Below are 26,137 nucleotides of genomic sequence, written 5' to 3' on the forward strand. Positions count from 1 at the left end.
GCTGCACAACGATAGACATGCGAGTTGCTGCTTCGCCGGTCATCCACGGCGGAAGATGAGCGCGAGTGCCATCGGGTTGCATGATGATCAGGTACGACTCGCCTCGATAGCGATTCATTCCAATGACATTAACGCGCTCGCCGAAGCGCGGGTGAAACGGATAGCGGACAACGACATCGTCGCAATGATGATGGGCAGTGTGTTGCAGGTTCGCCGGGCACCGGCAAAACGCATCTCGCAACTGCTATTGGTATCGAAGCAATTCAGCAGTACGGCAAGCGGGTCCGGTTCTACTCTACTGTCGAACTGGTGAACTTGCTAGAAGCTGAAAAGGCAGCGGGCAAACCGGGACAACTCGCCAATCGACTGATGTATGTGGATGCTGTAATTCTTGATGAGTTGGGCTACTTGCCCTTTACTCAGACAGGAGGCGCAATGCTGTTCCATCTGTTCAACAAGCTTTACGAGCGCACCAGCATCGTTCTGACGACCAACCTGAGCTTGACGGAGTGGTCGAACGTATTCGGTGATGCAAAGATGACAACAGCCCTCCTAGACCGCTTAACGCATCATTGCCATATTGTAGAAACAGGAAACAACTCGTAGCGCTTCCGCAACAGCAGCGCAGGGCAACCGGCGAAACGAGCCATCGCCCGTAAAGCCTCACCTAAACCCGCAGAAAAGACAGAAATCGACGCACAAGAGTAGCGCTTTGGCGCTTCAGGGGTGGGTCAATTTTAGATGAAAACAGTGGGGGTGCGGCTAAATACTTGGACTGGTTTATGCTGCGATTCCCAGGCTCTCCCGGTATTCGAGCGGGCTGAGAGCGCCTAGCGAGACCTTGATCCGCTTCGCGTTATACCAGCGTATGTAGGAGTCAAGTACCTCAATGAATTGCTCGACGGTCGTAGTCCGCCAATCACGGGAATGGAACCACTCCGTTTTGAGCCGCCCGAAGAAGCCTTCGCAGGCCGCGTTATCGGGTGAGCATCCTTTGCGTGACATCGAGCGAACTAGTTTGGCATCACGTATGCGTGCGAGCCATCCAGGCCAGCGATAGTGCGCCCCGCGATCAGAGTGGACCACAGGCCGTTTATTACTGTTGGCTACCGTCTTGATGCCCTCATCAAGCATGGTATTTACAAGTTCGGCATCCGGCCGCGTGCCGATTGTCCAGCTCACCACCAGTCCATCGAAGCAGTCGATCAACGGAGACAGATACACCTTGCCGGCCGGGATCTGGAATTCGGTAATGTCGGTGAGCCACTTCTCGTTCGGGGCTCCTGCGCGGAAGTCACGATTGATGATGTTCTCCGGCGCAGGGCTTATTTCTCCGCCGTAGGAGCGGTAGCGACGTCGTCTTGCTGTGGCAGCGGTCAGCCCATCCTGCCTCATCAAACGTCGCACCACTTTCTCCGAGATAACGACCTTCTGCCTGCCCAGTGCAGCGCGTATCCGGCGATAGCCATAACACCGGTGATTGACTTCAAAGATGTCTGCGATGACTCGGCGAGCGCCAGCATACTTGTCGGCCACGAGCAGACGCGCACGATGATAGAAGTAGGAACTGCGAGCTAGCCCCAATACGGCTAAAAGCTCTGACAACGTGTAGGTGTTTTTCAGGACATCAACCAGCATCGTCTTCTCCCGGTTGCTCAGGAGTTGCGGGACGATGCCCATTCCTTTTTTTATCAGTTCGTTCGCCTTCTTCAGGATGTCGTGCTCGAGCTGCAGTTGCCGGACGTCGCGTCGAAGCGATTCGACCTGCTGTTCCAGTTTCGCACGCTCACTGTCAGGCGCTGGCTTCTTCTGGCGTTTCATGGATGCTGGGGCTTCACGACCGAGTAGCTGGTTCTTCCAATTGTAAAGCGTCGGCCTGCTCACGCCTGCTTTCTGCGCAAGCAGGCGCGCGCTTTCCTCTCTGGTGCACAGTTCGATGACTGCCGCCTGCTTCACCGCCGGCGATTTCGGAATGCTGCCAGTTGCTCTGCCGACAATGCGTTTTCCGATTTCGGGATGCAGTTCTTCGATCCAGGCGGCGAGCGTCCCGCGACTGGGATATCCCAACGCCCTCAAGGTTGCAGCAGCACAACGGCCCTGGCCTAAGTAATGATCGACGGCCACCTTCTTCCGTTCGGCCGAATATACCGGCCTGGAACGAACATAGCCGGTCCGCAAATCATGACATCGCTCGTATTCGAGATGCCACGATTTCAGAGAATTCTTGGTCGGATAACCCAGCTGTCGGATGGTCGCCCCGACGCGCTTACCCAACTTCAAATAAAGCCGGACCGCTCGCATGCGGTCTTCGTACGAGTACATGAACTACCTCCAGGTAGTCCAAGTTTTCGTCCGCAGCTCCAGTGGGTCAGTTTCCAGTGGAAATCAACACTGCGGCGGCAAATTTAACGTCGTGGCGCCGGGCGGCTCAAAGTTCACGACGCCGAGTGTGCAATCGACTGGCGACATGCAGGACAACACGGCGACGAATGCCCACGCGATGGCGCAGATGCGGTCCATTTACAACGGCCACACGCACCCGATCGTGAGCATTCAGACCGGTGGCAGCACGATCAGTTCGAACCCGCCAACGCAGCCCGAATAGCGCTCAGCGCTCAACAAGTCAGCCCGCCGCGCGCGGGCTTTTTTACGCCCGAGCGAAATGGCCGACGCAACGATCTCATGGGACACAGCCAACAGCCGCGGCGACTGGAGCATGTCGGGCTCGCTGCTGACGACGGGCGACGATCTTCAGACCGCAATCATCATCAGCATCTTTTCCGACCGCATGGCGCAACCCGGCGATGTTATTCCCGATGGATCGGGCGATCCGCGCGGCTGGTGGGCCGATGACGCGGTCCCGATTGGCTCGCGAATCTGGCTGCTGCGGCGCGCTAAGCAGACCAAAGAAACGCTTCAGAGGGCCTACGACTATCTCGCCGAGTCTCTGCAGTGGTTAATCGATGACGGAGTTGTCGGACGCTTCGACATCAGCGCGCAGTGGGTGCGCATCAGCGTTCTCGGTGCGCAGATCACCGCTTACAAACCCGACGGCACTTTATTGACGACAGGCCGCTACACGTGGGCTTGGGAAGGAATTCACTGATATGCCGTACGCACGACCAACACTCACGCAATTGCGCGCGCAGGTCGCCGCTGACATTCAGTCCGGTCTTCCAGGATCGGATCCGCTGCTTCGTTTCTCCAGCCTGAACGTTCTCGGAACGGCTCTCGCCGGGCTCGCCCAGCTCCAGTACGGATATACGGACTGGGTGTCGAAACAGTCGAATCCGTTCACGGCGGAGGAAGAATTTCTAGCGGCATGGGCAGCGCTTAAGAACGTGTTTAAAGAGCCGGCGACGCAAGCCGGCGCAGTCGTGCCCGGACAGGTCACGTTCGTTGGCACGAATGGGACGCCTTTGCCGGTCGGTACGCCGATCGTGCGCGGAGACGGAGTCGGCTACACGACGACATCCGCAGGCGTCTGGTCCGGCAGCAACGTGACCGTGAATGCCGTTGCCAATGCTGATCCGTCTGGCCTGACGGGCGCGTTCGGAAACTGCGCTATCGGCACGGTCATGACGCTCGGTACCGCGATTGCCGGGATCAGCTCGACCGGCTCAGTAACGGCCGCATTCACTGGCGGCGCCGACGTCGAGCAGGACGACAGTCTGCGTGCGCGGATGCTGCAGGCGTACCAGAACACACCGCAAGGTGGGGCGCAAGGCGATTACGTCACGTGGGCGTTGCAGGTGAATGGCGTGACGCGAGCATGGTGCAACCCGAACGGCTTCGGCGCGGGCACCGTCGTCGTGTATACGATGTTCGATGTCACCGAGTCAGCTAACAACGGCTTCCCTCAGGGCGTCAGTGGCGTAGCAACGCTTGAGACGCGCAGCACGCCGACGGCAACCCTCGATTTGCTCACCGTGGCGAACTGGATTTATCCGCTGCGGCCGGCGACAGCGCTTGTGTACTCAGTTGCGCCCACCCAGCAGGTTGTCAATTTCACGATCACAGGGACGGCCAGCTTCACCACGGCAATGAAGTCCGCAATTTCGGCGGCCGTCTCTGGAATTTTTGTGCTGTACGGCTCGCCGCTCAGTACGGTTGCGGGCCAGAACGGTGTGATCGATCTTTCGTATATCGAATCGGCGATCGCCGCGATCTCGGGCACACAGGGCTTCGTCATTACGTCGCCAACCGCAAACATCGTTGGGACCACTGGCCAGCTGCCAGTGCTCGGAACGATTACATGGCTTCCCTAAATGGCTGCTCCGAACTATCAGGCATCTGATTTCATGAAGGCGATTCAGGCCCTCATGCCGCGGGGGCTTGCGTGGCCGCGCGACCCAACGTCGGTGATGGGTCAGGTAGTGTCCGGACTTTCGCCCACATGGGCTACGCACACGGCCAGAAACAACAACCTGCTGATCGATGCATTCCCCGCCACGGCGGTCGAATTGTTGCCTGAATGGGAGTCGGCGTTGGGCCTTCCAGATCCATGCGCTGGACCGGCTCCGACGATTGCCCAGCGACAGGCGCAAGTGGTAGCGCGGTTCGCCGGATCGGGCGGCCAGTCAGTTCCGTACTTCATCCATTACGCGGCGTTGCTTGGCTACACCGTGACGGTCACTGAATACGTGTCGGCGCGCGTAGGGCAGAGCCGGGTCGGACAACCAGTCTTCCGGCTAGGGCCGCAATGGTCCTTCGTCTGGCAGATCAATGCACCACTCAACACGATTACGCAGTCGCGCGTGGGCTCGGCGCGCGCTGGCGATCCGCTCGCGAGTTGGGGCAACACAGTCCTGCAGTGTGAGCTGAATGAAGTGATTCCGGCGCACACGATTTTAATTTTTGCCTACTCCTAAGAGGCTCTATGTTTCGAATTGACGATCCGTCGGCGGCCACGAGCCTTCCCACTCCCGAAGCAGCAGGTACCGAAGGGTATTGGACCGAAGGCAACCCGGCGAGCGGCACGCCCGCGACGCTCGAGCGCGCTTCGTGGTTCAACATGATTCAGGAAGAGCTGCGCGCGATCGTTGTCGCTGCCGGTCTGACGCCTAGCAAGACGACGTACACACAGGTTCGTGACGCGATTACCAACATGATGAGTCCTGGTCGCCTCCTTGGTGTTCAGGTGTTTACGACTAGCGGTACTTACACGCCGGGCGTTTATACGGTTGGCGGCCGCTCAGTGACGGCGACGAAAATCCGCGTGCGAGCCATTGGTGCGGGGGGGGGGCGGGCGGTAGCTCGTCAGGAACGACTTCGTCTCAAGTTGCGATCGCGGGCGGCGGTAGTGCCGGCGCCAATGGAGAGTTGTTCATCGGGTCGGGGCTATCTTCGCAGACCGTGACGATTGGCGCAGGAGGCGCGCCCGCGGCGGCGGGATTCAATGCTGGCGGTAACGGCGGAGCCACGTCCTTCGGTGCTCTGATGGTTTGTGGCGGTGGCAAGGGCGGAAGCGCGGGCGGCGCAATTTCCGCATTTCCCGCTTATCTCACTTACCCAACCGGACAAGCAGTGGTCACTGGAACTGGGCAAATTCTCACTAATGCCCCTGGGAATTATCCAGGCATTGGCGTAGCGTTTGCACTCTCAACGTTTTATTCTGGCTCGGGTGCGCAGTCCCAATTTGGAGCAGGGGGTACGCTGGCATCGCCGGGAGTGGGTGGCGCGGCTGTAGGCTACGGAGCGGGCGGTTCGGGAGCGGCATGCGCGGCCAGTAACGCGTCAGGTTTTCAAGGTGGCGCTGGTGCGCCTGGCTACATGATCATCGAGGAGTTTGCCTAATGAGCACATATGCAATCGTCGAGAATGGCATCGTAGTTAATGTGATTCTTTGGGATGGAAACCCGGAATGGTCCCCTCCAGAAGGGACGATTGCAAATCTCCTACCGTCAGGATCATCGGTTTCGACCGGATTCACCTTTGACGGGACGAATTACGCCGCGCCAACTTCACAGTTGACATCAGGGAAATAGATCTCCATTTTCTCCATTTCTCTACAAGAAGTACGGGGAGCACGAGTCCGGTCCCGACATACAATGGCCATAATTTCGGCCACTGATAAATCATTGACGGGTCTTTGCCTACGGTCGAGACAGGCCACCCGTTTGAAATGCAAGCCACTATATTGATCGCCTGAAATATCGCAAGATGCATTGCCATAACATGTAGGCTGTTTTCGCCGATGCGCTCTAAAAGATCGCCGGGCTTCGTCGCGCGCGAGAGAATATCTGCTAGGCCGAATACGAAGACGATGCCTGCAGCAGAAGTAATGAACGGCGACCACAAGTTAGGGTATGAGTTCCATTCCGACACAAATGATATGCCGCTCGCAGACGCGTGCATGACGTAAAATTGCACGAGAAACGCCAACGCTAGTGCTGCGAATGAGGGAGTAGGGAAGCGAATCCTAACTGCGCGAACGACGAATCCAGCCCATACAAAGAACAGGCTAACTATATTTCGATACACGAGCAAATTTATTACGTGGTCCGCGTGCTTTTGTTGTCCATATGACATCGCCAGTATTGCAGCCGGAAAGAGAGCGATGAGGACGATCGCGTAATGGAACCCAAATTTTCTCGATGCAAATGCGATTATTGAGAATAAACACATCGAAATGAAGAGCGATACCAAAAACCAGCCCGACGTGTAAATCTGGATGTTTCCGCCACTGATAATTGATTCCGTGATACCAGATGGCGTGTACCATCCTGTCCCGAAATATTCAATAGAACATAATTTTGATGCCAGGGTGGTTAAAATGCCAAACGCGATGTAGTACTTGTAATACGGAATGATAAGTGATTTCGCCCTGCGCCAAACAAAACTGAGCGGCGCATCAAGATATTTTTCTGAGACTAGATACCCGCTTATGAAGAAAAAAAGCGGCATATGAAAAGAGTATGGGACAAAAGGGGCGAAATCGTATGCGCCGGTACAATGCCCGGCGACCACGAACACCATCCCAATACCCTTCACAAATGAAATCTTTCGTTCGTGCATTCTTTCCCCTGTAAGCAAGCGGGAGATTCTATCAATATTTGCGAGGGGAAGCCCTGCCCGCTAAGCGATGTTTGGCCTGGAATATGTGAACGGCACGCCGCAGGGGACGATGGTAGATAGGAGGGGTTATATATGGTCGGTCAGAGAGCGCGCCGGTCTGAGCTTGTCAGCCTGAAAGTGACCCCCGACCTGAAGAGCTGGATCTATGCCCGCGCGCACGAGGGCTATAGAACGATCAGCGTAGAGGCAATGCGGATTTTGGAGAAGGAAATGTTGGCTTCAGAAAAGGAAAACGCCCCGTCGGTTGCAACCGGCGAGGCGTTAGTGACGCAGTGAATCGCGTTAGTTGTTGTTTGCAGTGTCGAGTGCGACATTCGCATCCGGTTTTCTTTCGAATACGTGGACTGTGATGCCAAAAACTTTCCAGTAGGGACCGGTAAAAGAAAGGACGGGAACATAGTCACGGTCAAGCCATGGTCGTCCCTCTGGCGTGTACAACCCATGCCAGGAAACGATGACGTATTTAGGCTGCCAATGCCGGAATGGATAGTCCATGTCTCCCTGTACGATCTTGCGGGCAACGCCTGGGGAAACGAGGCCTAGCTCATCGACGACTTCGTATTTCGGCCCAAGACGGAAAGCGAACGCGCCGGGCTCGCATGTAATGATCACCGTCCCGTTCGGATTTGCGTCACGAATGAAGTCGGCGGCAGGGATGTAGCTGAGTATGTGTTCGTTGACATTCCGGCTGGATAACCAGCGCGTGAGTGACGATGAAGGCGCGCTGAGCAGAACCAGTGCTATGCCTACAGCACCAGCAACCGATACGGTAAGCTTGCCGAACATACCCTGCGCCCATCCACTTCCGATGGCGACGATGGCGAGCGCAAAAAACGCGAATGCGGCCGCGAACATGATGGCGATCACATACCACGCCCAGATGCTAACGTGAAAAGCTAGATATGCTGCCGTGTCGCCAATCGCATAGCCGGCCCAGATCAGAGCAAGCAGTAGCAGATCGCCATTGCGAACAAAACTGTCTTTCGTCTTCGCATGCACGAATGTGACCGCAGACACGACTACCGCAAGGGCGCCGATGAATAGGATGTGGGGCGCCCCGTACGCGATCATTTGCGTTTTAAGGTTCTTAATGTTGAAACTTGGGAAGTCGCGAAGCAGCATTTGTGCTTTCTTGGCGATTAGTGTCTCTGGCGAGAATGCTCCGAAATTCCATCGGGCATAGAGCAGCCAGCAGACCGTCAAGATACCGAGGCAGGCAGCATAGCGAATCGGATCACGCAGACGTTCAAGAAGTGGTGACCGGGGGGCGGCCGCGCGCGCTCTCAGGATGCCGACGACAAACAGCATCCCGGCTATTAATGCGGTATCAGGGCGAACCGAGCATGCGACAGCCATCAATACCGCGCTGAGAACGGGCTTCCTTGCGATCAGATAGGCATAGGTTGAGGCCAGTCCCACAAATAGGAAGGTATACGTCTCGTGCGATGAAACGGCATTGGCTGCGCTACACGTGAAAAGCGCGATGACGCTCAGCAGAGCAAATACCCATCCGATGATGTTCGATGCCCGCAACTGAACCAAGCGGACCAGAATAGTTGCGATCCCGCCCACCGAGATGGCAGACAGGACCGTCCCAGCGGCTGGGATACTCGCATGACCGGCGCCGAGGAATTCGGGGGAGCCGAAAAAGCGCAAAAACGGGTCTACAAGAAACGATAGTCCGCACACCAGCAGTGCATAGCCAGCCGCAGTCGTGCCGTAAAACTGCTCGCTAATATTGAAGCGCAGGCCGTATCCAGATCGCAGGTTGTCCGCGTACCGGAAGGTGATGTATGAATCGTCGACCGCGTATCCCCAGTTGTGACGTACATAGAGCACCGTTAGAGCGGCGGTCATCAGGTATAGAGCAAGGAATGGGAGCCTGGTTTGTTTTTCAGAGGTCATCGGTATTGCTCTAGCTGGCGCGGTGTGTTGCGAACACGTATCGCTTGTCAAGTTGGTACTTCGTGATGTAACCGATAGCGAGGCCGATCACGGCGCCAATATAACGCGCCTCTTTGGTGTGGAATGCATGATTGAAACCGAATTCGAAGGCCCAAAATATGACCGTCGTCACGATTCCCATAACGGTGTAGAGCGCAAAAGTTGATGCGTCATGCTTCGCGTTCGCCACCTTGAACTTGAAAATCCATTTCTTGTCAAGAACATACTTGACGACAAGGCCGATTCCTGTCCCTATAAAAACAGAGAATGGAACGGCCCCAAGCCCGCTATAAAGGCGCGTGGATAGATCTTGAGCGCCGATATTTGCCGCTGTCGATACGGCCGCGAAGATGGTGTAGAGAATGGCTATATTCATTGTTCACCATTTTAAAGCACGGAAATGAGCGGTCGCATTCTACCTCATCGAGGCTAACGTCGACCCGACTTGACGGCCAGCGTCAACGTGAGGTGGTTTTTGCGACCTACGGAAACCTTGTGGAAGGGTGCGTGCCACGCCCACAGCCAAGCGCTCTGTCGCGCGACCGGCGCGGGGACACGCCGGGAAAGCAACTGCGAGTTTCTTACCGACATTTACCCGGGGCGCTCGATGAAGGCATACGTCGCCGCCGACATGCTCGATGCGGAGCGCGGCACGCATTGTGAAGGCAAAATTTCGTTGTGCCAGTACGGATCAGAAAAAAGTATCTGCCGGACGAGGTGGTCTGTAAGACGTCATGAAGTAGCTCACTTGCAGCGCACCGTGACGGAGTAGACGCCCGGCTCGGTGTAGCCGCTATCCTTGATGACGTCGTAACCAAAGTGACAGTTAGAAACGACGCCGTTGTACGCATCGGCGTCAGTGCGACCTGTAATCGTGATGGGCTCGCGCGGTTGGCTGGATGGGCCGATGGCTTTCCAGAGCACCACGACGAGAACGAATGCGCCAAGCGCGTACATGATCTGAGTGCGCATTATGAGTCTCGAACGGAAAACTTCCTATTTTACCTTCAATGTTATGGCGTTGGCCGCAGGAAGACGATAGTCTGGAAGGGGTCCTGCAGGTTGAATTCGACGCCTGCAACGTCCCACCCCTTCCAGTTGCGCTTGATGTAGTCAAGTGTCATCGATGTATCGCCGTACGTAATGTCGCCATCAATCGGCGCGCGGCCGTGAGGCGTATAGGCGAAACCCTTCTCGGCATGATCACGCTGCATGGCGGCAACGTCCACGACGTTCTGGTTTTGGTCATGCGAGACCCAATACGACAGTGGGCGGATGGTGACGGCCATCAGACCGTTATCCGCGATTGACTGCCGACACACGTCCATCACGGCCTTGCCGCTTCTTGCTGACAGATGCGTGAAGACCGAGAACGCATAGATGAGGTCGAACTTCTGACCCGGGAATGGCGGCTTCGTAGGGATGTATTCCGAGATTGCGAACGTCCCGGCCAGTCGGCTTTCCCGGCACAACTCAATGGAACGGTCCCACGGGTCACAGGCGAATATGTTGACGGGATCAGTGAAACGGTACATGAGTCTGATCAGACGTCCCCACCCGCAACCGTAGTCGAGGATTTTCGTGTCATCGAGCGCCCGCCCGGCAAAACGTCTGAACCCATTTTCCAGAACACGAACGAAAGCTGAACTCTGAAGCAGCAGCGGGTAGCCGTGCGTACCCGTCCAACTGTCCTGAATTGCGTCTGGAGCCATCGTCGGGAGCGCGCGACGTGCTGCTTCATATTCTGGCGGTATGTACATCAGAACGTCTCCAACCGCATCCACAGGGAGATTGCGGAGCACAGCATAAGGATTTTTGCCTTCTGCGACGGATCTGTTCACAAACTCATAGATTTCAGCACGGTCCATCTGCAGCGCTCCGTATTTGTGGAAGAGGTTTCACTGGATTTTTATCTCACGGGAAATCTACGCCAGACGGGGCTCGCTGTCTCGAAATATCGGACCGGGGGCGGTGCTCCGACCGTTATGCGTTTTGTTGCGTCGCTGCGGCGGGGCCGCGCCGAGAAAGGAATTTGGCGAGGTTCTTACCGGCACGTATCCCGGGCTGCTCGATCAGGACGTACGTCGCCGACGACATGACACTGAGAATCAAAGCGCATAGGCAAACGACAAGCCAATAGTGAGATGGCAACGTCAATGCAAATGTTGCGATCTTCCGGCGTGAGTAGATGAGGGTGAGGACAAGACCTTGAAGCAGATAAATGCTGTAGCTGATGTGCCCGAGACGCTGTGCCGCGCGCATCGTGAGCAGGCCAAATATCGTAGTGCCCGTACAGATCAGGTAGAAGAAGCCTCCCAACAGCACGACCTGCATCACGCCGAATGGCGTGGACCAGCCAGCGAAGACCAAGGCCAGCAATCCCAGCGCTACTGCAGATTTGAAGGCTTGTCGGAACATGGGAAAACTTCCTGGGCGGCCTATCGCTGAGACCACCATACCGAATCCGAACAATGCGGCCAGATACCAGTCACGCCCTGGCCAGATCTGCGCGCACACCAGGCAAAAAATTATGGCGACTGCAGGGAAAACTGTGCGTAGCTTTGTCGCCAATCGAGCCGTAGCAACTAGCGAAAAATAAAAATACCACTCGTATTTCAAAGTCCAGGTCACGCCAGCGAGAATCATCCAAACACCCGAATATCCATTGAAATCCGGGCCGCCTAGCAACCCGAGTGCTGACCATGTTGCGATCGCCTCGATCAGGTCGGGGAGTGGTTGGTGTAACGCAAAACCCGTTCTGTACAGCACGATCAGCGCCATCATGGCGATGGCGAAGAGGTAAACAGGGCCGATTCGAAAGACGCGGTTGATATACAGCGAGATGAAATTGGGGCGGCCGCTAGTGGTGATCATCTTCCCCCAGAAGAGGAAGCCAGTGATCATGAAAAATACTGCTACCGCCAAGGTTCCCAGTTGATCGTAGAAAACAACGGGCGGCACGACCCATCGTCCGCTCTTAAGCCAAAGATACGTCACTATTGCATGGTCAATCATGACGCTTAGGGCAAGAAATCCACGTATGCCATCCAGGTTGGACGTTCGATGGGCGCTATCCGAAGGCGCGGAGTCAAGGAACCTAAAAACGGGAGTGGCAAAAAAGAGCGTGATTGCCGCCACGGTCACAAAGTATGGCCAGATGCTATAGACGGACAAGGAACCTGCTCCTCACAAGAATCGCGGAATTCTAACGCACGGCCCTGCCGTGCTATGCGTGATGTGATTTTTTCGGATTAATGCTGATGCTACGCATGCAGCTCTCCATCGTGCGCCGGGGAGTCTGCGTTCAAGTCGATCGTAGCTCCGACTCGGCGCATGCGTTGTAGCACGCGCTCGATTGTCTTCTCGTCTAATTCGAGACGGGCAGCGGCGAAGAAAAGCATGTGCGGGTTCATGTCCCGCGGCTTCTCTCCACCGGTGTAGTTGCGCCATTGCCGCCCGCTCGATACGCCGAACAGGGATGCCATCTTCGATGCCGACAGGCCCAGTTCGTTCTTCAGTCGGTCGAGGTCCTGCGGAGAGGGCGGGGTGTAGAGCATGACGGGGTCCAGCACCCAAGCGGATGCGAAAGCAGGCTTTCATGGCAGTGTCCTTTCGGATAGACGGGCCGCGCGTTTGCGCTTCCAACGGTTTGGAATGTAGGACGTTTGGGCCTATGTGTCAAGCAGCAAAACAAAAATTCGACAAACAGCCGCCTTTGAACTGACCCCGCAAAGTTGGACAGTTTGCGGCTAGTACTACAGCCGTAGATTTTTTTACTATACTCAAATAATTAAGGATTACTATACGTTAAGGCTATGCATTCGACTGCAAAAGCGTGGGAGCGTGAACTGGAGGTACTGCACCAGCGGCTCGGGGAACTGTTCAGGCGTCCGGAGCCCCGACAGCGGTCGCTCGCATACCTGAAGGGCCTGCTGGGTACAGTCGAGCGCAAGAACGGCTGGCAACTCGCCGAATGGATCGGCGAAGCGACACCCGATGGCGTACAGCACCTGCTGGAGCGGGCGCAATGGGACGCGGATGCCGCTCGCGATGTGCTGCGTAGCTATGTAGTGGAAGAACTGGGCGAGCGTGACGCGGTGCTGATTGTGGACGAGACCGGCTTCCTCAAGAAGGGACAGCACTCGGCCGGTGTTCAACGCCAGTACAGTGGCACGGCAGGTCGTATCGAGAACAGCCAGATCGGCGTGTTCCTCTGCTATGCCGGTCGTGGCGGCAGTGCGTTCATCGACCGCGAACTGTATGTACCCAAGGTGTGGACCGATGACCGGGTGCGCTGCGAGGCAGCGGGCATTCCCGGGTCGGTGGAATTCGCAACGAAGCCACAGCTTGCGCGTCGTATGCTTGAGCGGGCGCTGGACGCAGGGGTGCCGTGCGGCTGGGTCACGGGGGATGAAGTCTACGGCGGTGACCGTCACCTGCGGCTGTGGCTCGAGTCGCGCGGCCAGTCTTTCGTGCTGGCCGTTGCGAAGAACGAACCCCTATGGTGGAAAGGTCCAGAGTACGTACGGGCAGACCGGATCGCCGAGGCCCTGCCGGCAAGGGCATGGCGCCGCCTGTCAGCGGGTGCCGGCGCCAAGGGCGAGCGCCTGTATGACTGGGCGCTGACTCCGCTGTGGCGCTTGCAGATCACCGAAGAGGAGCGCCGCTTCGGGCATTACCTGCTGGTGCGACGCAGCCTGGACGAGCAACGCGAACATGCGTATTACGTCGTATACGCACCGCGCAGCAAGGCCACACGGCAAACCCTGGTGAACGTCGCGGGCCGCAGGTGGGAAATCGAGACCGGCTTCGAGGCGACCAAAGGCGAATGCGGACTCGATCAGTATGAGGTGCGCCGATGGCAAGGCTGGTATCGCCACATCACGCTGGCTCTGCTGGCCCATGCAGTACTCGTCACCCTGCGGGTGCACGGCAAAAAAAACACCTGAAGGTTTGGTGCCGCTCAGCGTGCAGGAGATCCGCCGGCTGCTCTGTCGCATCCTGTGGCGCGGCGCCCACTCTATCGCGTACGTGTTGTCCTGTTCGGCATGGCGGCGCCGACACCAGTACCGCGCCCAGCAGTGCCACTACCGAAGACGAGGATGTGTGCCTCCAGTTTACCCAGATCTACGGCTGTAGTACTAGGTTGCGGAGGCCTGAGTCCTGTACATCACAGGACTCAGGCCGTTTAACTTCAGCCTGATGCGTTTGTGGTTGTAGTAATGAATGTACTGTTTGATGCCGGCCTTCAGTGCGTCGACGCTCTCAAATCTGTTCAGCCGGAAGAACTCCGACTTGAGAGTGCCAAAGAAGCTTTCCATTGCCGCATTGTCATAACAGTTTGCCCGCCGTGACATGCTCTGGGTCAGGCCGCGTTGATGCAACAACCTTCGATAGGCAGACATCTGATACTGCCAGCCCTGATCTGAATGGAGTAGCGGTGCGTCCTGCCTGCCCAGCTTTGCCAGCGCCTTTTTGAGCATGCTGCTCACCAGTTCAAAGACTGGACGCTCGCTCATCTGGTAAGCGACGATCTCGCCGTTATACAGATCCATGACCGGCGACAGATACAACTTCTGTCCCAGCACGTTGAACTCCGTCACATCCGTGACCCACTTCTGGTTCGGCTGTTGCGCGCTGAACTCGCGGTTCAGCAGGTTCGGTGCAATACGCCCGACTTCGCCGCGCCAGGAGCGGTATTTCTTCGCCCGCACCAGCGATTTCAGTTTCAGCTGTCCCATCAGACGTTGCACGGTCTTGTGGTTCACGCGCTGACCGGTTTGCCGGATCGATGCCGTGATGCGTCGGTAGCCATAGCGACCCTTATGACTTTCATACACGGCCTTGATCCGGGTCTTGAGATCTGCGTGCCGGTCGCCAGCAGTCAGCACGTTCAATTGGTAGTAGAACGTGCTGCGCGCCAGACCCGCGGCCTTGAGCAGGGCGGCCACCGGGTGGTGCTGCCGAAGTGCCTGCACTATTTGCGTTTTTTCTTTTGCGCGGCCTGCTTCTTCGCCTGAAGCAGGGCATCGAGCTTTTTTAGGTACGCCACCTCCGCGCGCAGGTATTCGTTTTCCTTGAGCAACTGCTCGCGCGTGCGCTCATCCGGCGCACCATCTTCGGTCGGCTTGTCGTGATCGGGTTGGGTCATTACCTTGGGGCGTCGCCCTCGGGGGCGGGGTGCCAATGCGTCAATACCGCCAATATGATACTGGCGTTCCCACCTCGCTATGCAAGCCGGACTGCGAATGTCGAACACCGCTGCCACCTGCTCATGTGACAAATCCTTCTTCCACATGTGAGCAAGAACCGACATCCTGAACCGCGCATCGTAATGACTGAACTTCTTGCGCAATCCCTCACGTCCGTGTTGCTCATAGGCCGCTATCCAGCGACGCAACACAGAACGACCCACTCCATATCGTTGTGCCAGCACCCCGGTCCCAGCAACCCCGGCCAGGTACTGCTTCACCATTTTTACTTTTAGCTGCTCACTGTGCTTCGTCATGAAAAACACCCCAAAGGTTGGATCGATGTCCAACTTTTGGGGTGCAGTTCACTTCGGGCGGCTTTTTTATTTCCGGGGATTCATGGAAGCCAAAGACATGTTGACGATGCCCGATCCGGAGTTCCGCGCGCACGTTGTCGAATATCTCGTTGCACACGATGCGGCGATTGCGGAGAACACCAAGGTCACTCGCAAGGTAGAGGCGACAGCCGATCAGGTCGCCGAGGACACCGCACTCATTCGCAGCATTCTGAGCGACGTCGCTGCCGGCGCGCGATTCATGTGTCGTCTCGCGGCCGCGTGGCGCTTCTTCCAGAAGCAGGTATTCATTCCCATCGTCTTGCCTGTGATCGGGCTTTACGGACTCTGGTTCTACACGCAATTCCACCGCTTTCCCGCGTGGCTGGCCGACTGCTTCAAGTTCCTGATGGCGGTGCTATGAATCTGACTGCTCCCATCGTTGCCGCGGGGTGCGGCTCGACCGTCATGCGTGCATCGCAGTGGGTGCAGCCGCTTCAGGCAGCATGCGACAAGTACGCGATCTGTACGCCGCTGAGCGTCGCCGCATTCCTCGCGACCGTCGGCGTTGAGTCGGCCCGGCTAGTTTTTACGAAAGAGATCTGGGGGCCAACGCTTGCGCAGACCGCGTACGAGCCGCCATCGAAGAAGGCGAGCGAGCTGGGCAACACGCAGCCTGGCGACGGTCTTCGGTTTTGCGGTCGCGGCCTGATTCAAATCACCGGCCGGCGCAATTACACGCTCGCAGCGGTCGGCCTCGATCTCGACCTGCTCAGTCACCCGGAGTTGCTCGAGCAACCGCACAACGCAGCAATGTCGGCCGCCTGGTACTGGTTCAACCGCAAGCTGAATGCGCTCGCAGACGCAGGCGATTTTCTCGGCGTGTCGCGCGCGGTGAACCTCGGCAGTGCGACATCGAAAGCGACGCCGAATGGCTATTCCGCAAGGCTGGCGCTCTATGGCGCGGCGAAGAAAGCAATCGGCCTCGTTTAGCTGTCACACGAATATTTGACGTTTATTCGTCTCGCGGATATTTTCACTGGACTCGCAAATGGCAAGCACAGCCGCCTCCCGGGTTGCTCTTTTCGCAATCCCGTTGAAGCAGGGCGCCGATGAAACGATCTCAATGGTTTGGGCAGACGACAACGGCAACCCGATCAACCTGACGGGCTATTCGATGCGGCTGCAGATACGGACGATCGGACTTGGCCCGACGCCGCTGCTCACATTGGACAGCAGTTCGCAAACCGGCAGCCGCATCGTTCTTGGTGGTACATCCGGCGTCATTGATCTGGTTTTCGCGCACGCGGACACGGTGGCGCTCTCGCCGACGGGCTTGCCGTTGCCGGGCACGAACCTGAATGGACCTGGGATCTTCCAGATCGGTGTGCATGACCTGAAATACACCGATCCGAACGGCCTCGTCGACTATCTGTTTTCCGGACCGGCCTACCTTGAGCCGAGCGCGACCCTATGAGCTCACTGACGATAACCATCAACGGCGTGGTGCAGGTCCTGCAGGTCGGATCGCTCAGCGGCGCGGCGCAAGCGCAACTGGCGTCAATGCAGACGACGATCAACACGATCGCGCAGTCGGCACTCTTGCAATGGGCATATACGAGCGCCTTCCAGCTGGTCTCCGCGACGCGCGATGCGAACGAAGCAATCGTGACGGCTTCGATTGTCTGGCCGGATGGCGCGACAGGGACGTTCACAACGGATGTCGCATCGAGTGCGTTCCCGGGCGCTATCGATGCGTGGCATGCAACCCATGTGCTCGCCCGAGTCACGAAGACGGCCACTCAACCGGCCATCACGCGCGACGCTAACGGCGCTGTCACGGCGCAGCCCGCCATCACCATCGCTTGAGGTAATACATGGGCATCCTGGATGCGCCGTTCGTGCAGATCACCAAGGCTCAGCGACGGCACTCGTACATCACCGCAGTGGAGTCGGTGTCGCAGGCCAACAATGCATCGGGCCTGACGTTCCGTGCGGCGCATTCGTTCCTGCGCAAGCCGACACAGGTGCGGCTCGTGTTCTCTAACAACCAGGCGGTCCCGGTCACGTTTGCGCAGACGGGCGCGGCCACGTGCCGCTCGTACAACGCGAGCCTTTCCCCCGCTGCTTCGTCTGAATGGACTGCCGGCGGTCCGGTCACGATCCCAGCCGCACAGGGAACAAACCAGCCGTCAATGGTGTATGGCCCGTGGATCCAAGTCTACGCGCAGGAATCTGTGGACGATCCGGGTACGTATCCCGTGATGGTCTATGCATATCTCGATCCGTCGCAGCCAAACTACTCGAACAACAATTACGACCTGAGTTGGATGGAGTCGGAGTCCAAGGCGAGCGGCGGCTATTGGGCTCAACGCAATCAGGCGGGGGATCAGGCCACCAACCCGGGCACGTTTTCGAGTTCTACGGTCCAGGCGCGTGGCGCGATCGCGGGCATCGAGGCGCTATGTGAGAAGCCCGGTATCAGCGACATGCTCGGCGGCGACAGCATCGCGGCCGGCGCAGGCCAAACGCTGCTCGGCAAGACCGATGTGTACCGCGCAATGCAGGCGATCAACCTGACGAACCCGGCGCTGCCGGTCGGCTATATCGCGGCAGGCTGGGGTGGCCAGAACTCAGCCACCTACCTTTCGCGCATGCTCTACATGCTGCCGATCATCAAGCCGGATGTGCTGGTGCTGACTGTGGGCACGCCCAATGATGGCGTGCCGTCACTGTCCGGGCAGCGCGCCAACCGCTTCCTGATAGATCAGGTAACCGACCTGGCCCGGAGTCTTGGCATTCGCGTGCTGCTGCGCGGCTGGGCGCCGCATTCGGTGGTCGCGGACAACTGGCAGCAGGGTACGCTCACGATCACGCCGACCTATCCAGTGCCGACCGTGTCCGGCGACGCTTACCGGCAGGATCAGAACGCACGGATGGCGGCGCTCGACGGCCAGAGCAACCTGTACTTCACGATCCGACCCTCCGGGCTCGGCGACGGTGCGCGGCCTGAGCGGTACCTGCCGATCTATACCACCGACACCAACCATCCGAATGACGCTGGTTGGGCGCGCGCGGGCGTGATCATCCAGCCGGATCTGCAACGCGCGCACAGGGGCTTCAGATGAGCATAGCGACGCAAGGTTCGAGCATCGCAGTTCGCGTCGACGAGACCACGGTCGCATTGGGCGTCGTCGCGGTCGTTCACGATGACGGAACTGTCGACGGGCTCATGTATGCACCTGGCGCGGCGCCGACCAGCTTTTCAGGTCTGCAGGTCGGAGACGTAGCCAGCGCGGTGATTGGGGCCGCGTGGTCGCCGCCGGACGGTTTAACGTAGCGCCTGTCGCTATCCACCCTCACCCCACAAGCCGCCGCCGTGCGGCTTTTTTGCGTTTACGGACATGACCGACAAAGCCCCCGTTATCCCGCACGAGCACTTCGTTGTCGAGACGATCGTGCAAGGCGAGTACTACCCCGACCACGCCGCGCCGCGCGGTGAAACGTCCACGTTCCGCCACACCAAAGCGGAAGGTCATAAGGCCGGTCTGCGCTGTGCAGTCAGCGGCCAGCCAGCGCCTGAATACCACCACCTGTTTTGCGAGTGGGCGGACGCCGACGCAGTCGACTGGATGATCGTGAAGGCGATCGCCGTTGGCGAGATCACCGAGATTCCCATCCTCGACCTGATCACCGATCAGCCGACCGGCGAAACCTTTCCCGTCGAGCAGTCGCTGATCTGGATCGTGTGCAATCTCGCGGCGCTGCGCGGTTTCGACTGGAAGGCGTTCGACCCGGCCAAGCCGGAGACCTTCGTCGACTCGATGCAAAACATGCTGCCGCTGCATCCGAAGTTCCATCGGTCGCCGACGCACGGCGTCCATCACCGCCCGTGGCCGACGTTCGTTTTTCAGGGCTATCCGCGTAAGGCTGGGTTCGTGTTCACGGCGGACGAACTCAGCGCCATTGCCGCCGCCGACACTCAGGAGCATCAATGAACTCGAATAACGCGAAATTCGTCGCGTACGCGGCGCTCGCGCTGGCGTGCGCTTTGATCATCGCCGTCTGGGGCCTCTTCGCCTTCTACGGCCGCACGCCAGTCGATGGTTTCATCTCGCAGCTCGGCGGCCTGCTGACGATCATCGTCGGCGCGATCGCTGCGCTCGGCGCTACGCACGTCGCGACGTCGGCTGCAAATAGAACGACGCTCGTTGCCGGAACACTTAGCGAGTTCGTCCCGCCGCCCGCGGCCCCTGCACCATCGCCTGAACCCGCAGCACCCGTCCAGCAGTAACCCGCCGCGCGTCGCGGCTCTCTCCCTCAGGAAATCACCACTATGAAACGAATCATGCTGCTCGCGGCAGGCCTTGTGCTGTCCGCTCTCTTTTTCTCCGGCTGCGCCGTCACCACGACGGTTGCGACCGATTTTCAGACGCAGGTGACGAAAGCCTGCGCGGTCGTTCAGCCCACGCTGTTGTCGGTCAAGGCAATGACGGCATCGGATCCGGCCCAGCAACTCATTCTCGGCGAGCTGGTGAAGGACAACGCCGCGCTGTGCGCCGCGAGCGCGTCGATCGACCCGTCGACCGTATCGAATCTCGTGAATACGTCAATACCGGCAGCCGTGCAGGTGGTGGGATTATTGCCGATCGATGACGCAGCGAAGACGAGTGCGCAGATCGGTCTGATGGCGTTCCAGGTCGCATTGTCCGCGGCGCTCGCCCAGTTCGGCACGCCGACGGCCGCGCCGGCGCCAGCGTCCGGAGCGACGCCATCGTGAGTGCATTCCTGACTGAACTGCAGATGGAGAACGCCACGCCGCGCGATGATGGTCTTTGGCGTCTCACGGCGCCGCTCATCTATCAGTCTGACGTCGCCAAGATGACGTTCACGGTGCCGGCTGGTTTCGTCACAGACCTGGCATCGGTGCCACGGATTCCGATTGCGTATCTGCTCGCCGGCGGTACGTCGAACGAAGCCAGCGTGGTGCACGACTTCATCTACTCGACGCATCCGGTACCGCGCAACATCGCCGATGCGGTGCTGCGCGAGGCGTCGGCGGTCACCGGTGTGCCGGCGTGGCGCCGCTGGCTGATGTGGGTCGGCGTACGCATCGGCGGTGGTGGGAAACATTGGGGCGGCGTTGTCGCTTAACAGCCCATCGTCTGTATTTTCCACTTACAACTTGTGTCTTGTATTGCGCGTCGCCCATCTCCGCGCCCGCCGGCGCGCATCAATCCCGCCGGCCGTTCTTTCGCCACTCATCGAGGCGGCGCATCGTCGCCTCGACCCTCTTTTCCTGCCTTGGCGTCTGCGGATCTGTCAGGCACGGCTCTTCGTCCAATTCCCTCTCGAAGCACTCCCACACCGTTCCAGCCACGTACGCACTGCCATGCTTGCCGATCATCCGCCGAATCTGGTCGGCGCGAAGAACAGTCGAGCGCAGGCGGTGAATCTCCTGTAGCAAACGAAGCACGGTCGGGGTCGGCTCACGATCGTAAATCTCAACCAATTCTGCGGCGGTGAGGGGCGGACGGTGGCGCATGGTCGAGCACAAAAACACTGTATGGATGAACAGTATAGCCGCCGTGGGTGAGCGCTACCAATTTCGGAACGATCGCCCTGAGAACCGCATAAACTCGTGGGGTGAAAACCCTGTTTCGTTCCGAAGTCGGAGTGGCAATCCGTTGCCAGAAAAGGCGCGGAAGGGTTTTGACGGCTGGATTGTGATTCCTGTTGTCGTGGGTTCGAGCCCCATCAGCCACCCCAAAGAATTTTGCAGTATCGTTTCGCGATATAAGGCAGTTGAAGATTGAAAGCCGTTCCGGATTAAAAATTCGGAACGGCTTTTTTGTTTTCGGAACGGGCGCCGGATAGGCGGAAAGAAAATGCCGCGTATAACCACTAAAAACTTCGCGGAAAGCGGTATTCGAGGCGTGCCGAGCCCACTCGGTTTTCGGCAAAAAAGTCTGCTCGGGAGCGTTGAAGGGCGCGGGAAAATATTAGTTCTAAGCCCACTGGTTGAGGCATCGACCGCGGCACTGCGGCCTACCGTGCCCCATGGACCTTGAAGTGACGCTTTACAAATAACCTCCCGCGTCGATATGCGGAGGATCTTGTGCGAGACGGGTGTACCCGAATGGGGACGCTGTACGAGGACGACCTCGCCGTCGACGACATGCCGCAGGCCCGCGATATCTATCCGTATCCAATGACACGGCGCTTCACCCGACCGCCCATAGCTTGCGCGCACCGGCGCCACCAATCAGCGAACTGATACCAGCTACGAACGATTCGGCACGTCGGCCTCGATCCGAAGAACAGCGCAACCGTTACTCGCTCGCAGGCCGTCTAGGCGCGCCCACTCGATCGAAAATGCCACCCGAAATCCGGCAAACGCTGTTTGACGACGGCCACGCCGCCACAACGTCAGCGTGGAGAAACACGCTGACACTGCAATACTTCAGTTTAAACCGCCGACATTACAAATAAATTTCCGAAAATAAATCCAGCTTATTTCGAAAAAAATATTCGGATCGGTTACATTCGCCGTCTCAAAATACCAGTTGCTAACCATGCCAGCGGTTTAATCGTATGAATTTTCATCTGTTGTCATATTTCAGACATATAACTTTCGTTATCCTTTCTTTTTCGCTAATTCAATCGACCGCTGGCCGTGAAAATAATTCTGACGCAATCCTTTCAGCGGATATTATAAATCCTCCGCAGAAAATCGCGTTTTGTCATGCTTCGACGATTGCCTTTTCGAAAGGGCATTTGGTAGCGGCGTGGCTGGCTGGCAGCAAAGAGGCCGCTAGTGACGTTGGTGTTTGGGTAGCGCAATACTCCGGAAAACAATGGGGTGCGCCAGTCCGGGTCGCAGACGGACGTTCGCCTGACGGTGAGACTCTAACGGTAATTAATCCAATTCTTTTTTCTCCCAGGCACGGTCCGTTGATGCTGTTTTATAGTCGCGGGAAATTGCCGGCGGATTGGCATCCTTTCCGGATGACCTCGCTTGATGGGGGAAACTCATGGTCGAAGCCGGCTGCTCTTGGCCCTGGTATATCCGGGCCGGCAAAAGATAAACCCGTCGAGTTATCAAATGGAATTGTAATAGCCGGGAGTAGTACCGAACATGACGGATGGAAAGTTCATTTCGAACGGTCCACGGATGGGGCAGCTACCTGGGAAGTCGAATATCCGGCGGCCGGCCCGCGTGCAATTCAGGCAATCCAGCCAACAATTCTCGACCATCGTCACGGCCAGTTGCAGGCGCTAGTCCGGACAAAAAACGGCTTTGTATTCAGCACCAGGTCGAGTGATTGGGGAAAGACGTGGACTGCTCACTCGCCGGTGGATATTCCCAACTCAAATTCGGGCTTGGACGCCGTGACCCTGATCGACGGGCGTGACCTGATCGTCGCCAATCCGCTACCTTATGTCGAAGGTCGTTGGGACCGCCACAGACTGACGGTCCTCATTTCATCTGATCACCAGACTTATCACGAAGTTCTGGATCTCGAGAACGAGGCAAATCAGGAATTTTCTTATCCGGCGGTTATCCAGTCGCCGGACGGGCTGGTTCACGTCACGTACACATGGAAAAAGATTCACATAAAACATGTCATGATTGATCCAAGCCGAATCCATTAATCCGATCAAACTTCGCTTCTTGCGTCTGAGGCGCTGTGAGAAATCACAGCGCCGTTTTTGTTTTCGGGTTTGCGAGTTCAACGCCCATGTCCCCCATGGCCGCCACCGCTGCTGCTCCATGAACTTCCCCCGCCGCTGGCGCTGCTGCCGCCGTGAGATCCGCCATATCCGCCGCCATGCCAGCCACCGCCGCCGCCGTGCCACCCATGGCCGCCGTGCCAATAGCCGCCGTGATAGCAGCAGGATCCACCCCAGCCGCCATAAATGCCGACGCTGCCATAAACCGGCGCATACGGTGGCCCGTACGCATAGCCGTAGTCAGGGTAATAAGGTTGTGCATAACCGTAGTCGTATCCCGGCGCGACTGCGCATCCGGTCAAACCGGCCGTCACCGCCAACAGTGCCATTGATGCAATGAGCCTGCTCACGATTTTCTCCTTCGTATGTGATTGAGAAAAAACGCGTGCTCAAGAGTTCAGCGGCATTTGTGTCCGCAAATTACGGTTTGCGCATGCTATGGCGTGCCGATTCGCGATGCATGGCGATCGAAGACCGTAGCAGTGAGGCGCGGCGCCAAGCGTTCTAGAACTTTCCTTGTACACCGCGCTGTAACAGTTAGTTAAATTTTCGAAACGAAACTGTAGGGCGCGACTGTTAAGTTTGCTTCAGACAATTACCTTCGACTCCCGACCGCGCCAATGCCGGGCTGGATGAAAAGATCGCACTCGCCACTGTCAGGATCGCTCGATGCGCAGCCTGCAAGAATCCAGCCGTCAATGAAGCAAGATCCACAGCCGGCTGCCGCATCGGAATTGCGCGCCGAAGGCGACGCCTGCGCTGCGCGCGGCGAACTCGACGGCGCGCTCCAACATTACGAAACCGCCCGCGCGCTCGATCCCACCGACGCGCTCGTCCAACAGCGCCTCGCGGCCACGCTCGCCGCGCTGAACCGTTTTCCCGAAGCCGTGGTCCGCTATCACGAAGCGATCGCGCTCGATCCGCGCGACACAGATTCGCACCACGGCCTCGGCTGGACGCTCGAGCAGATGCATCGGCTCGAACAGGCGGTGGATGCCTATCGCGAGGCGACGCGTGTGAATCCGCAAGCCGACGGCTCGTACAACAACATGGGCAACTGCCTGCAGGCACTCGGCCGCTTCGACGAGGCGCACGAAGCGTATCGCCGCGCTATCGAAGCCGCGCCGCAAGTGCCGCTGTACTACCGCAACTTCGTGCAATCCAGGCGCCTCGCCGCCGACGATCCGGTGTTCCTCGCGATGGAGCGTCTCGTCGGCGACGCCGCTTCGTTCACGCCGGCCGATCAGGCGGAGCTTCACTTCGCGTACGGCCAGGCGCTGTCCGATGTGGGCCGCAACGACGCGTCGTTCGATCACTTCCTGAAGGGCAATGCGCTGCACCGCGCCGGCGTGCGTTACAACGAAGCGGAAACGCTAGGCCTGTTCGCCCATTTGCCTGAGTTGATGACTTCCGGTCTGCTGGCGGCAAAGCGCGGTCTCGGCGACGTATGGCAGACGCCGGTTTTTATCGTCGGCATGCCGCGCTCGGGCTCGACCCTGATCGAGCAGATTCTCGCGAGCCATCCTCAGGTGTTCGGCGCGGGCGAGCGCACGGAATTCGGCGAGGCGCTGGTGGGCTGCATTCGCCGCGATCCGGGCGATCCGTTGCGGATCGATATCGAAGCATTGGAAAACGTCGGCGCCGCGCCGTTGCGCACGCTCGGCGCGGACTATCTGCGTCGCATGCGCAACGCGCTGCCGGAACTTCAGAGCCCGACTCCAAACGACGAACGCAATCCGGCTGCGAATTACACGCACTTCACGGACAAGTATCCGTTCAACTTCATCAACCTCGGCCTGATCCATCTCGCGATGCCGAACGCCCGCTTCATTCACAGCCGCCGCGCGCCGTTGCCAACCTGTCTGTCGATTTTCTCGCGGATCTTTCACGACGTGCCGTTCAGCTATGATCTCGGCGAACTGGGCCGCTACTATCGCGCGTACGACGCGTTAATGGCGCACTGGCAACGCATGCTCCCCGAAGGTGTGATGATCGAAGTCAAGTATGAGGAACTGGTCGCCGATTTCGAAGCCAATGTGCGCCGCCTGCTCGCGCATTGCGGGCTCGACTGGGACGAACGCTGTCTGTCGTTTTATCAGACCGCGCGCCAGGTGAATACGGCCAGTTCCGCGCAGGTGCGGCGTCCGCTATACAAGACCTCGCTGCAACGCTGGCAGCCGCGTCACGCCTTGCTGCAGCCGTTGTTCGACGGCCTCGGACCGGTGTTGGCGCCGGCGCATCGCCAAGGGGCCGGCGAGGTCGGGACAAGCGTCACGGAGCATCGCTCATGAGCGCATCGCGTGGCGCCGTGATCTGGATGACGGGGCTTTCCGGCGCGGGCAAATCGACGCTCGCCAACGCCTTGCATGACCGCCTGAAGGAAGCGGGGCACGCCGCGATCGTGCTCGATGGCGACGTGCTGCGGCGCGGGCTGAACGCCGACCTCGGCTACGCGCCCGAGGACCGTACCGAGAACTTGCGGCGGGTCGCGCATGTCGCGGCGCTGTTCATGCAGCAGGGCTTCGTTGTGATTGCCGCGGTGATTTCGCCTGAGCATCGGCATCGGCGCTCGGCGCGTGAAATCGTCGGCGACGGTTTCGTGGAAGTGTTCGTGAATGCTCCGCTGAGTGTCTGCGAAGCGCGCGATGCCAAAGGGCTTTACGCTCGCGCGCGGTGTGGCGAGATCCCGCATTTCACAGGCATTTCCGGACCTTTCGAAGCACCGCTCGCGTCGGATGTCGTGATCGAGAGCGACCGGATGCCGATCGACGAGTCTGTCGATCGCCTGCTTGCGCATCTGGTCGCGACGGGGCGTCTAAGCGGCCAGCGCGCTTCGTCCTGAAGCGTCGCGCGCCA

The 26,137-nt window shown here is 58.4% G+C and carries 31 protein-coding genes and 2 pseudogenes; 22 read left to right on the top strand and 11 right to left on the bottom strand.

The features are described from left to right. The first annotated feature begins 55 nt into the window (after window positions 1–55). Window positions 56–313, top strand: coding sequence for a hypothetical protein (locus B0G80_RS01885; RefSeq protein ID WP_116116779.1), 258 nt, complete (start codon window positions 56–58; stop codon window positions 311–313). Beyond that, a pseudogene (locus B0G80_RS01890) lies at window positions 202–708 on the top strand (ATP-binding protein); the annotation flags it as partial. The gene B0G80_RS01885 and the pseudogene B0G80_RS01890, both read left to right, overlap by 112 nt. A gap of 72 nt (window positions 709–780) precedes the next feature. Here B0G80_RS01890 and B0G80_RS01895 read toward each other — a convergent pair. After that, the gene (locus B0G80_RS01895) at window positions 781–2,322 is read right to left on the bottom strand and encodes an IS3 family transposase (RefSeq protein ID WP_116116775.1); all 1,542 of its coding nucleotides are present in this window, start codon (window positions 2,320–2,322) and stop codon (window positions 781–783) included. On the opposite strand from B0G80_RS01895, the gene B0G80_RS01900 reads away from it, so the two are divergent. The 5 genes from B0G80_RS01900 to B0G80_RS45150 are packed head-to-tail and all read left to right on the top strand — an operon-like array spanning window position 2,321 to window position 5,359. Next, window positions 2,321–2,605 (top strand): hypothetical protein, encoded by a 285-nt coding sequence (locus B0G80_RS01900; RefSeq protein ID WP_147309823.1) that lies wholly within the window; start codon window positions 2,321–2,323, stop codon window positions 2,603–2,605. The two genes, B0G80_RS01895 and B0G80_RS01900, sit on opposite strands and share 2 nt — an antisense overlap. A 57-nt stretch (window positions 2,606–2,662) precedes the next feature. Next, window positions 2,663–3,106: a phage GP46 family protein gene (locus tag B0G80_RS01905; protein ID WP_116116781.1), complete on the top strand. Its 444-nt coding sequence runs from the start codon at window positions 2,663–2,665 to the stop codon at window positions 3,104–3,106. A 1-nt stretch (window position 3,107) separates the two neighbouring features. Next, complete coding sequence (locus B0G80_RS01910) at window positions 3,108–4,268, top strand: baseplate J/gp47 family protein (protein WP_116116782.1); 1,161 nt, start codon at window positions 3,108–3,110, stop codon at window positions 4,266–4,268. Continuing rightward, complete coding sequence (locus B0G80_RS01915) at window positions 4,269–4,871, top strand: YmfQ family protein (protein WP_116116783.1); 603 nt, start codon at window positions 4,269–4,271, stop codon at window positions 4,869–4,871. Window positions 4,872–4,879: 8 nt separating this feature from the next. Then, window positions 4,880–5,359 (top strand): hypothetical protein, encoded by a 480-nt coding sequence (locus B0G80_RS45150; RefSeq protein ID WP_147309824.1) that lies wholly within the window; start codon window positions 4,880–4,882, stop codon window positions 5,357–5,359. 569 nt (window positions 5,360–5,928) lie between these two features. Here B0G80_RS45150 and B0G80_RS01920 read toward each other — a convergent pair. Then, window positions 5,929–7,017, bottom strand: a complete 1,089-nt coding sequence (locus tag B0G80_RS01920) for an acyltransferase family protein (protein WP_116116784.1) — start codon at window positions 7,015–7,017, stop codon at window positions 5,929–5,931. Between the two features lie 132 nt (window positions 7,018–7,149). Between B0G80_RS01920 and B0G80_RS01925 the strand changes: the two genes are divergently transcribed. Then, window positions 7,150–7,353 carry a hypothetical protein gene (locus B0G80_RS01925; RefSeq protein ID WP_116116785.1) on the top strand — a complete coding sequence of 68 codons (204 nt, stop codon included), beginning with the start codon at window positions 7,150–7,152 and terminating at the stop codon, window positions 7,351–7,353. A gap of 6 nt (window positions 7,354–7,359) precedes the next feature. Here the strand turns inward: B0G80_RS01925 and B0G80_RS01930 are convergent, their stop codons facing one another. From B0G80_RS01930 to B0G80_RS01955, 6 genes are all read right to left on the bottom strand, one after another. Then, window positions 7,360–8,982, bottom strand: a complete 1,623-nt coding sequence (locus tag B0G80_RS01930; protein ID WP_116116786.1) for a hypothetical protein — start codon at window positions 8,980–8,982, stop codon at window positions 7,360–7,362. A gap of 10 nt (window positions 8,983–8,992) precedes the next feature. Beyond that, window positions 8,993–9,397 carry a GtrA family protein gene (locus B0G80_RS01935; RefSeq protein WP_116116787.1) on the bottom strand — a complete coding sequence of 135 codons (405 nt, stop codon included), beginning with the start codon at window positions 9,395–9,397 and terminating at the stop codon, window positions 8,993–8,995. Between the two features lie 368 nt (window positions 9,398–9,765). Continuing rightward, window positions 9,766–9,993, bottom strand: coding sequence for a hypothetical protein (locus B0G80_RS01940; RefSeq protein ID WP_116116788.1), 228 nt, complete (start codon window positions 9,991–9,993; stop codon window positions 9,766–9,768). Window positions 9,994–10,034: 41 nt separating this feature from the next. Beyond that, window positions 10,035–10,889, bottom strand: a complete 855-nt coding sequence (locus B0G80_RS01945) for a class I SAM-dependent methyltransferase (protein WP_116116789.1) — start codon at window positions 10,887–10,889, stop codon at window positions 10,035–10,037. Between the two features lie 115 nt (window positions 10,890–11,004). Next, window positions 11,005–12,195 (bottom strand): acyltransferase, encoded by a 1,191-nt coding sequence (locus B0G80_RS01950; protein WP_116116790.1) that lies wholly within the window; start codon window positions 12,193–12,195, stop codon window positions 11,005–11,007. A gap of 89 nt (window positions 12,196–12,284) precedes the next feature. Beyond that, on the bottom strand, window positions 12,285–12,578 hold the full coding sequence (locus tag B0G80_RS01955) for an XRE family transcriptional regulator (RefSeq protein WP_116116791.1): 294 nt from the start codon (window positions 12,576–12,578) through the stop codon (window positions 12,285–12,287). Window positions 12,579–12,836: 258 nt separating this feature from the next. On the opposite strand from B0G80_RS01955, the pseudogene B0G80_RS01960 reads away from it, so the two are divergent. Next, window positions 12,837–13,961: pseudogene (locus B0G80_RS01960) on the top strand (IS701 family transposase); the annotation flags it as partial. Between the two features lie 201 nt (window positions 13,962–14,162). Here the strand turns inward: B0G80_RS01960 and B0G80_RS01965 are convergent. Continuing rightward, window positions 14,163–15,529 (bottom strand): IS3 family transposase gene (locus B0G80_RS01965; protein ID WP_116119473.1). Its coding sequence is split into 2 segments (ribosomal slippage): window positions 14,163–15,064 and window positions 15,064–15,529, totalling 1,368 coding nucleotides; the frame shifts between segments, so codons are not numbered across the junction. A gap of 82 nt (window positions 15,530–15,611) precedes the next feature. Between B0G80_RS01965 and B0G80_RS01970 the strand changes: the two genes are divergently transcribed. The 10 genes from B0G80_RS01970 to B0G80_RS02015 all read left to right on the top strand — a co-directional run bounded on the left by B0G80_RS01970 (window position 15,612) and on the right by B0G80_RS02015 (window position 20,701). Beyond that, window positions 15,612–15,971, top strand: a complete 360-nt coding sequence (locus tag B0G80_RS01970; RefSeq protein ID WP_147309825.1) for a hypothetical protein — start codon at window positions 15,612–15,614, stop codon at window positions 15,969–15,971. Next, window positions 15,968–16,540: a glycoside hydrolase family 19 protein gene (locus B0G80_RS01975; protein WP_116116794.1), complete on the top strand. Its 573-nt coding sequence runs from the start codon at window positions 15,968–15,970 to the stop codon at window positions 16,538–16,540. Before B0G80_RS01970 ends, B0G80_RS01975 begins: the two co-directional genes overlap by 4 nt. Before the next feature lie 58 nt (window positions 16,541–16,598). Further along, a complete protein-coding gene (locus B0G80_RS01980; RefSeq protein ID WP_116116795.1) occupies window positions 16,599–17,024 on the top strand; it encodes a hypothetical protein in 426 nt (141 codons plus the stop codon). Beyond that, a complete protein-coding gene (locus B0G80_RS01985; protein WP_116116796.1) occupies window positions 17,021–17,416 on the top strand; it encodes a hypothetical protein in 396 nt (131 codons plus the stop codon). The genes B0G80_RS01980 and B0G80_RS01985 overlap by 4 nt, the downstream gene beginning before the upstream one ends. A gap of 8 nt (window positions 17,417–17,424) precedes the next feature. After that, on the top strand, window positions 17,425–18,675 hold the full coding sequence (locus tag B0G80_RS01990) for an SGNH/GDSL hydrolase family protein (protein WP_116116797.1): 1,251 nt from the start codon (window positions 17,425–17,427) through the stop codon (window positions 18,673–18,675). Beyond that, window positions 18,672–18,887 (top strand): hypothetical protein, encoded by a 216-nt coding sequence (locus B0G80_RS01995; protein ID WP_116116798.1) that lies wholly within the window; start codon window positions 18,672–18,674, stop codon window positions 18,885–18,887. The genes B0G80_RS01990 and B0G80_RS01995 overlap by 4 nt, the downstream gene beginning before the upstream one ends. 64 nt (window positions 18,888–18,951) lie before the next feature. Then, a complete protein-coding gene (locus B0G80_RS02000; RefSeq protein WP_116116799.1) occupies window positions 18,952–19,545 on the top strand; it encodes a hypothetical protein in 594 nt (197 codons plus the stop codon). Beyond that, complete coding sequence (locus tag B0G80_RS02005; RefSeq protein WP_116116800.1) at window positions 19,542–19,841, top strand: hypothetical protein; 300 nt, start codon at window positions 19,542–19,544, stop codon at window positions 19,839–19,841. Before B0G80_RS02000 ends, B0G80_RS02005 begins: the two co-directional genes overlap by 4 nt. Before the next feature lie 42 nt (window positions 19,842–19,883). Beyond that, window positions 19,884–20,327 (top strand): hypothetical protein, encoded by a 444-nt coding sequence (locus B0G80_RS02010; RefSeq protein WP_116116801.1) that lies wholly within the window; start codon window positions 19,884–19,886, stop codon window positions 20,325–20,327. Further along, complete coding sequence (locus tag B0G80_RS02015; RefSeq protein WP_220377438.1) at window positions 20,324–20,701, top strand: DUF1353 domain-containing protein; 378 nt, start codon at window positions 20,324–20,326, stop codon at window positions 20,699–20,701. The genes B0G80_RS02010 and B0G80_RS02015 overlap by 4 nt, the downstream gene beginning before the upstream one ends. A 79-nt stretch (window positions 20,702–20,780) precedes the next feature. Here the strand turns inward: B0G80_RS02015 and B0G80_RS02020 are convergent, their stop codons facing one another. Continuing rightward, a complete protein-coding gene (locus tag B0G80_RS02020; RefSeq protein WP_116116803.1) occupies window positions 20,781–21,092 on the bottom strand; it encodes a hypothetical protein in 312 nt (103 codons plus the stop codon). Window positions 21,093–22,141: 1,049 nt separating this feature from the next. Here B0G80_RS02020 and B0G80_RS02025 point away from each other — a divergent pair. Continuing rightward, a complete protein-coding gene (locus B0G80_RS02025) occupies window positions 22,142–23,203 on the top strand; it encodes an exo-alpha-sialidase (RefSeq protein WP_116116804.1) in 1,062 nt (353 codons plus the stop codon). Between the two features lie 77 nt (window positions 23,204–23,280). Here the strand turns inward: B0G80_RS02025 and B0G80_RS02030 are convergent, their stop codons facing one another. Further along, complete coding sequence (locus B0G80_RS02030; protein WP_116116805.1) at window positions 23,281–23,631, bottom strand: hypothetical protein; 351 nt, start codon at window positions 23,629–23,631, stop codon at window positions 23,281–23,283. A 348-nt stretch (window positions 23,632–23,979) separates the two neighbouring features. Here B0G80_RS02030 and B0G80_RS02035 point away from each other — a divergent pair, with 348 nt between their 5' ends. Continuing rightward, window positions 23,980–25,572 (top strand): sulfotransferase, encoded by a 1,593-nt coding sequence (locus B0G80_RS02035; protein ID WP_116116806.1) that lies wholly within the window; start codon window positions 23,980–23,982, stop codon window positions 25,570–25,572. Continuing rightward, complete coding sequence (gene cysC, locus B0G80_RS02040) at window positions 25,569–26,123, top strand: adenylyl-sulfate kinase (RefSeq protein WP_116116807.1); 555 nt, start codon at window positions 25,569–25,571, stop codon at window positions 26,121–26,123. Before B0G80_RS02035 ends, cysC begins: the two co-directional genes overlap by 4 nt. Window positions 26,124–26,137: the final 14 nt, after the last annotated feature.

Origin of the sequence: Paraburkholderia sp. BL6669N2 (assembly GCF_003387275.1) — a bacterium.
Lineage (GTDB): Bacteria > Pseudomonadota > Gammaproteobacteria > Burkholderiales > Burkholderiaceae > Paraburkholderia.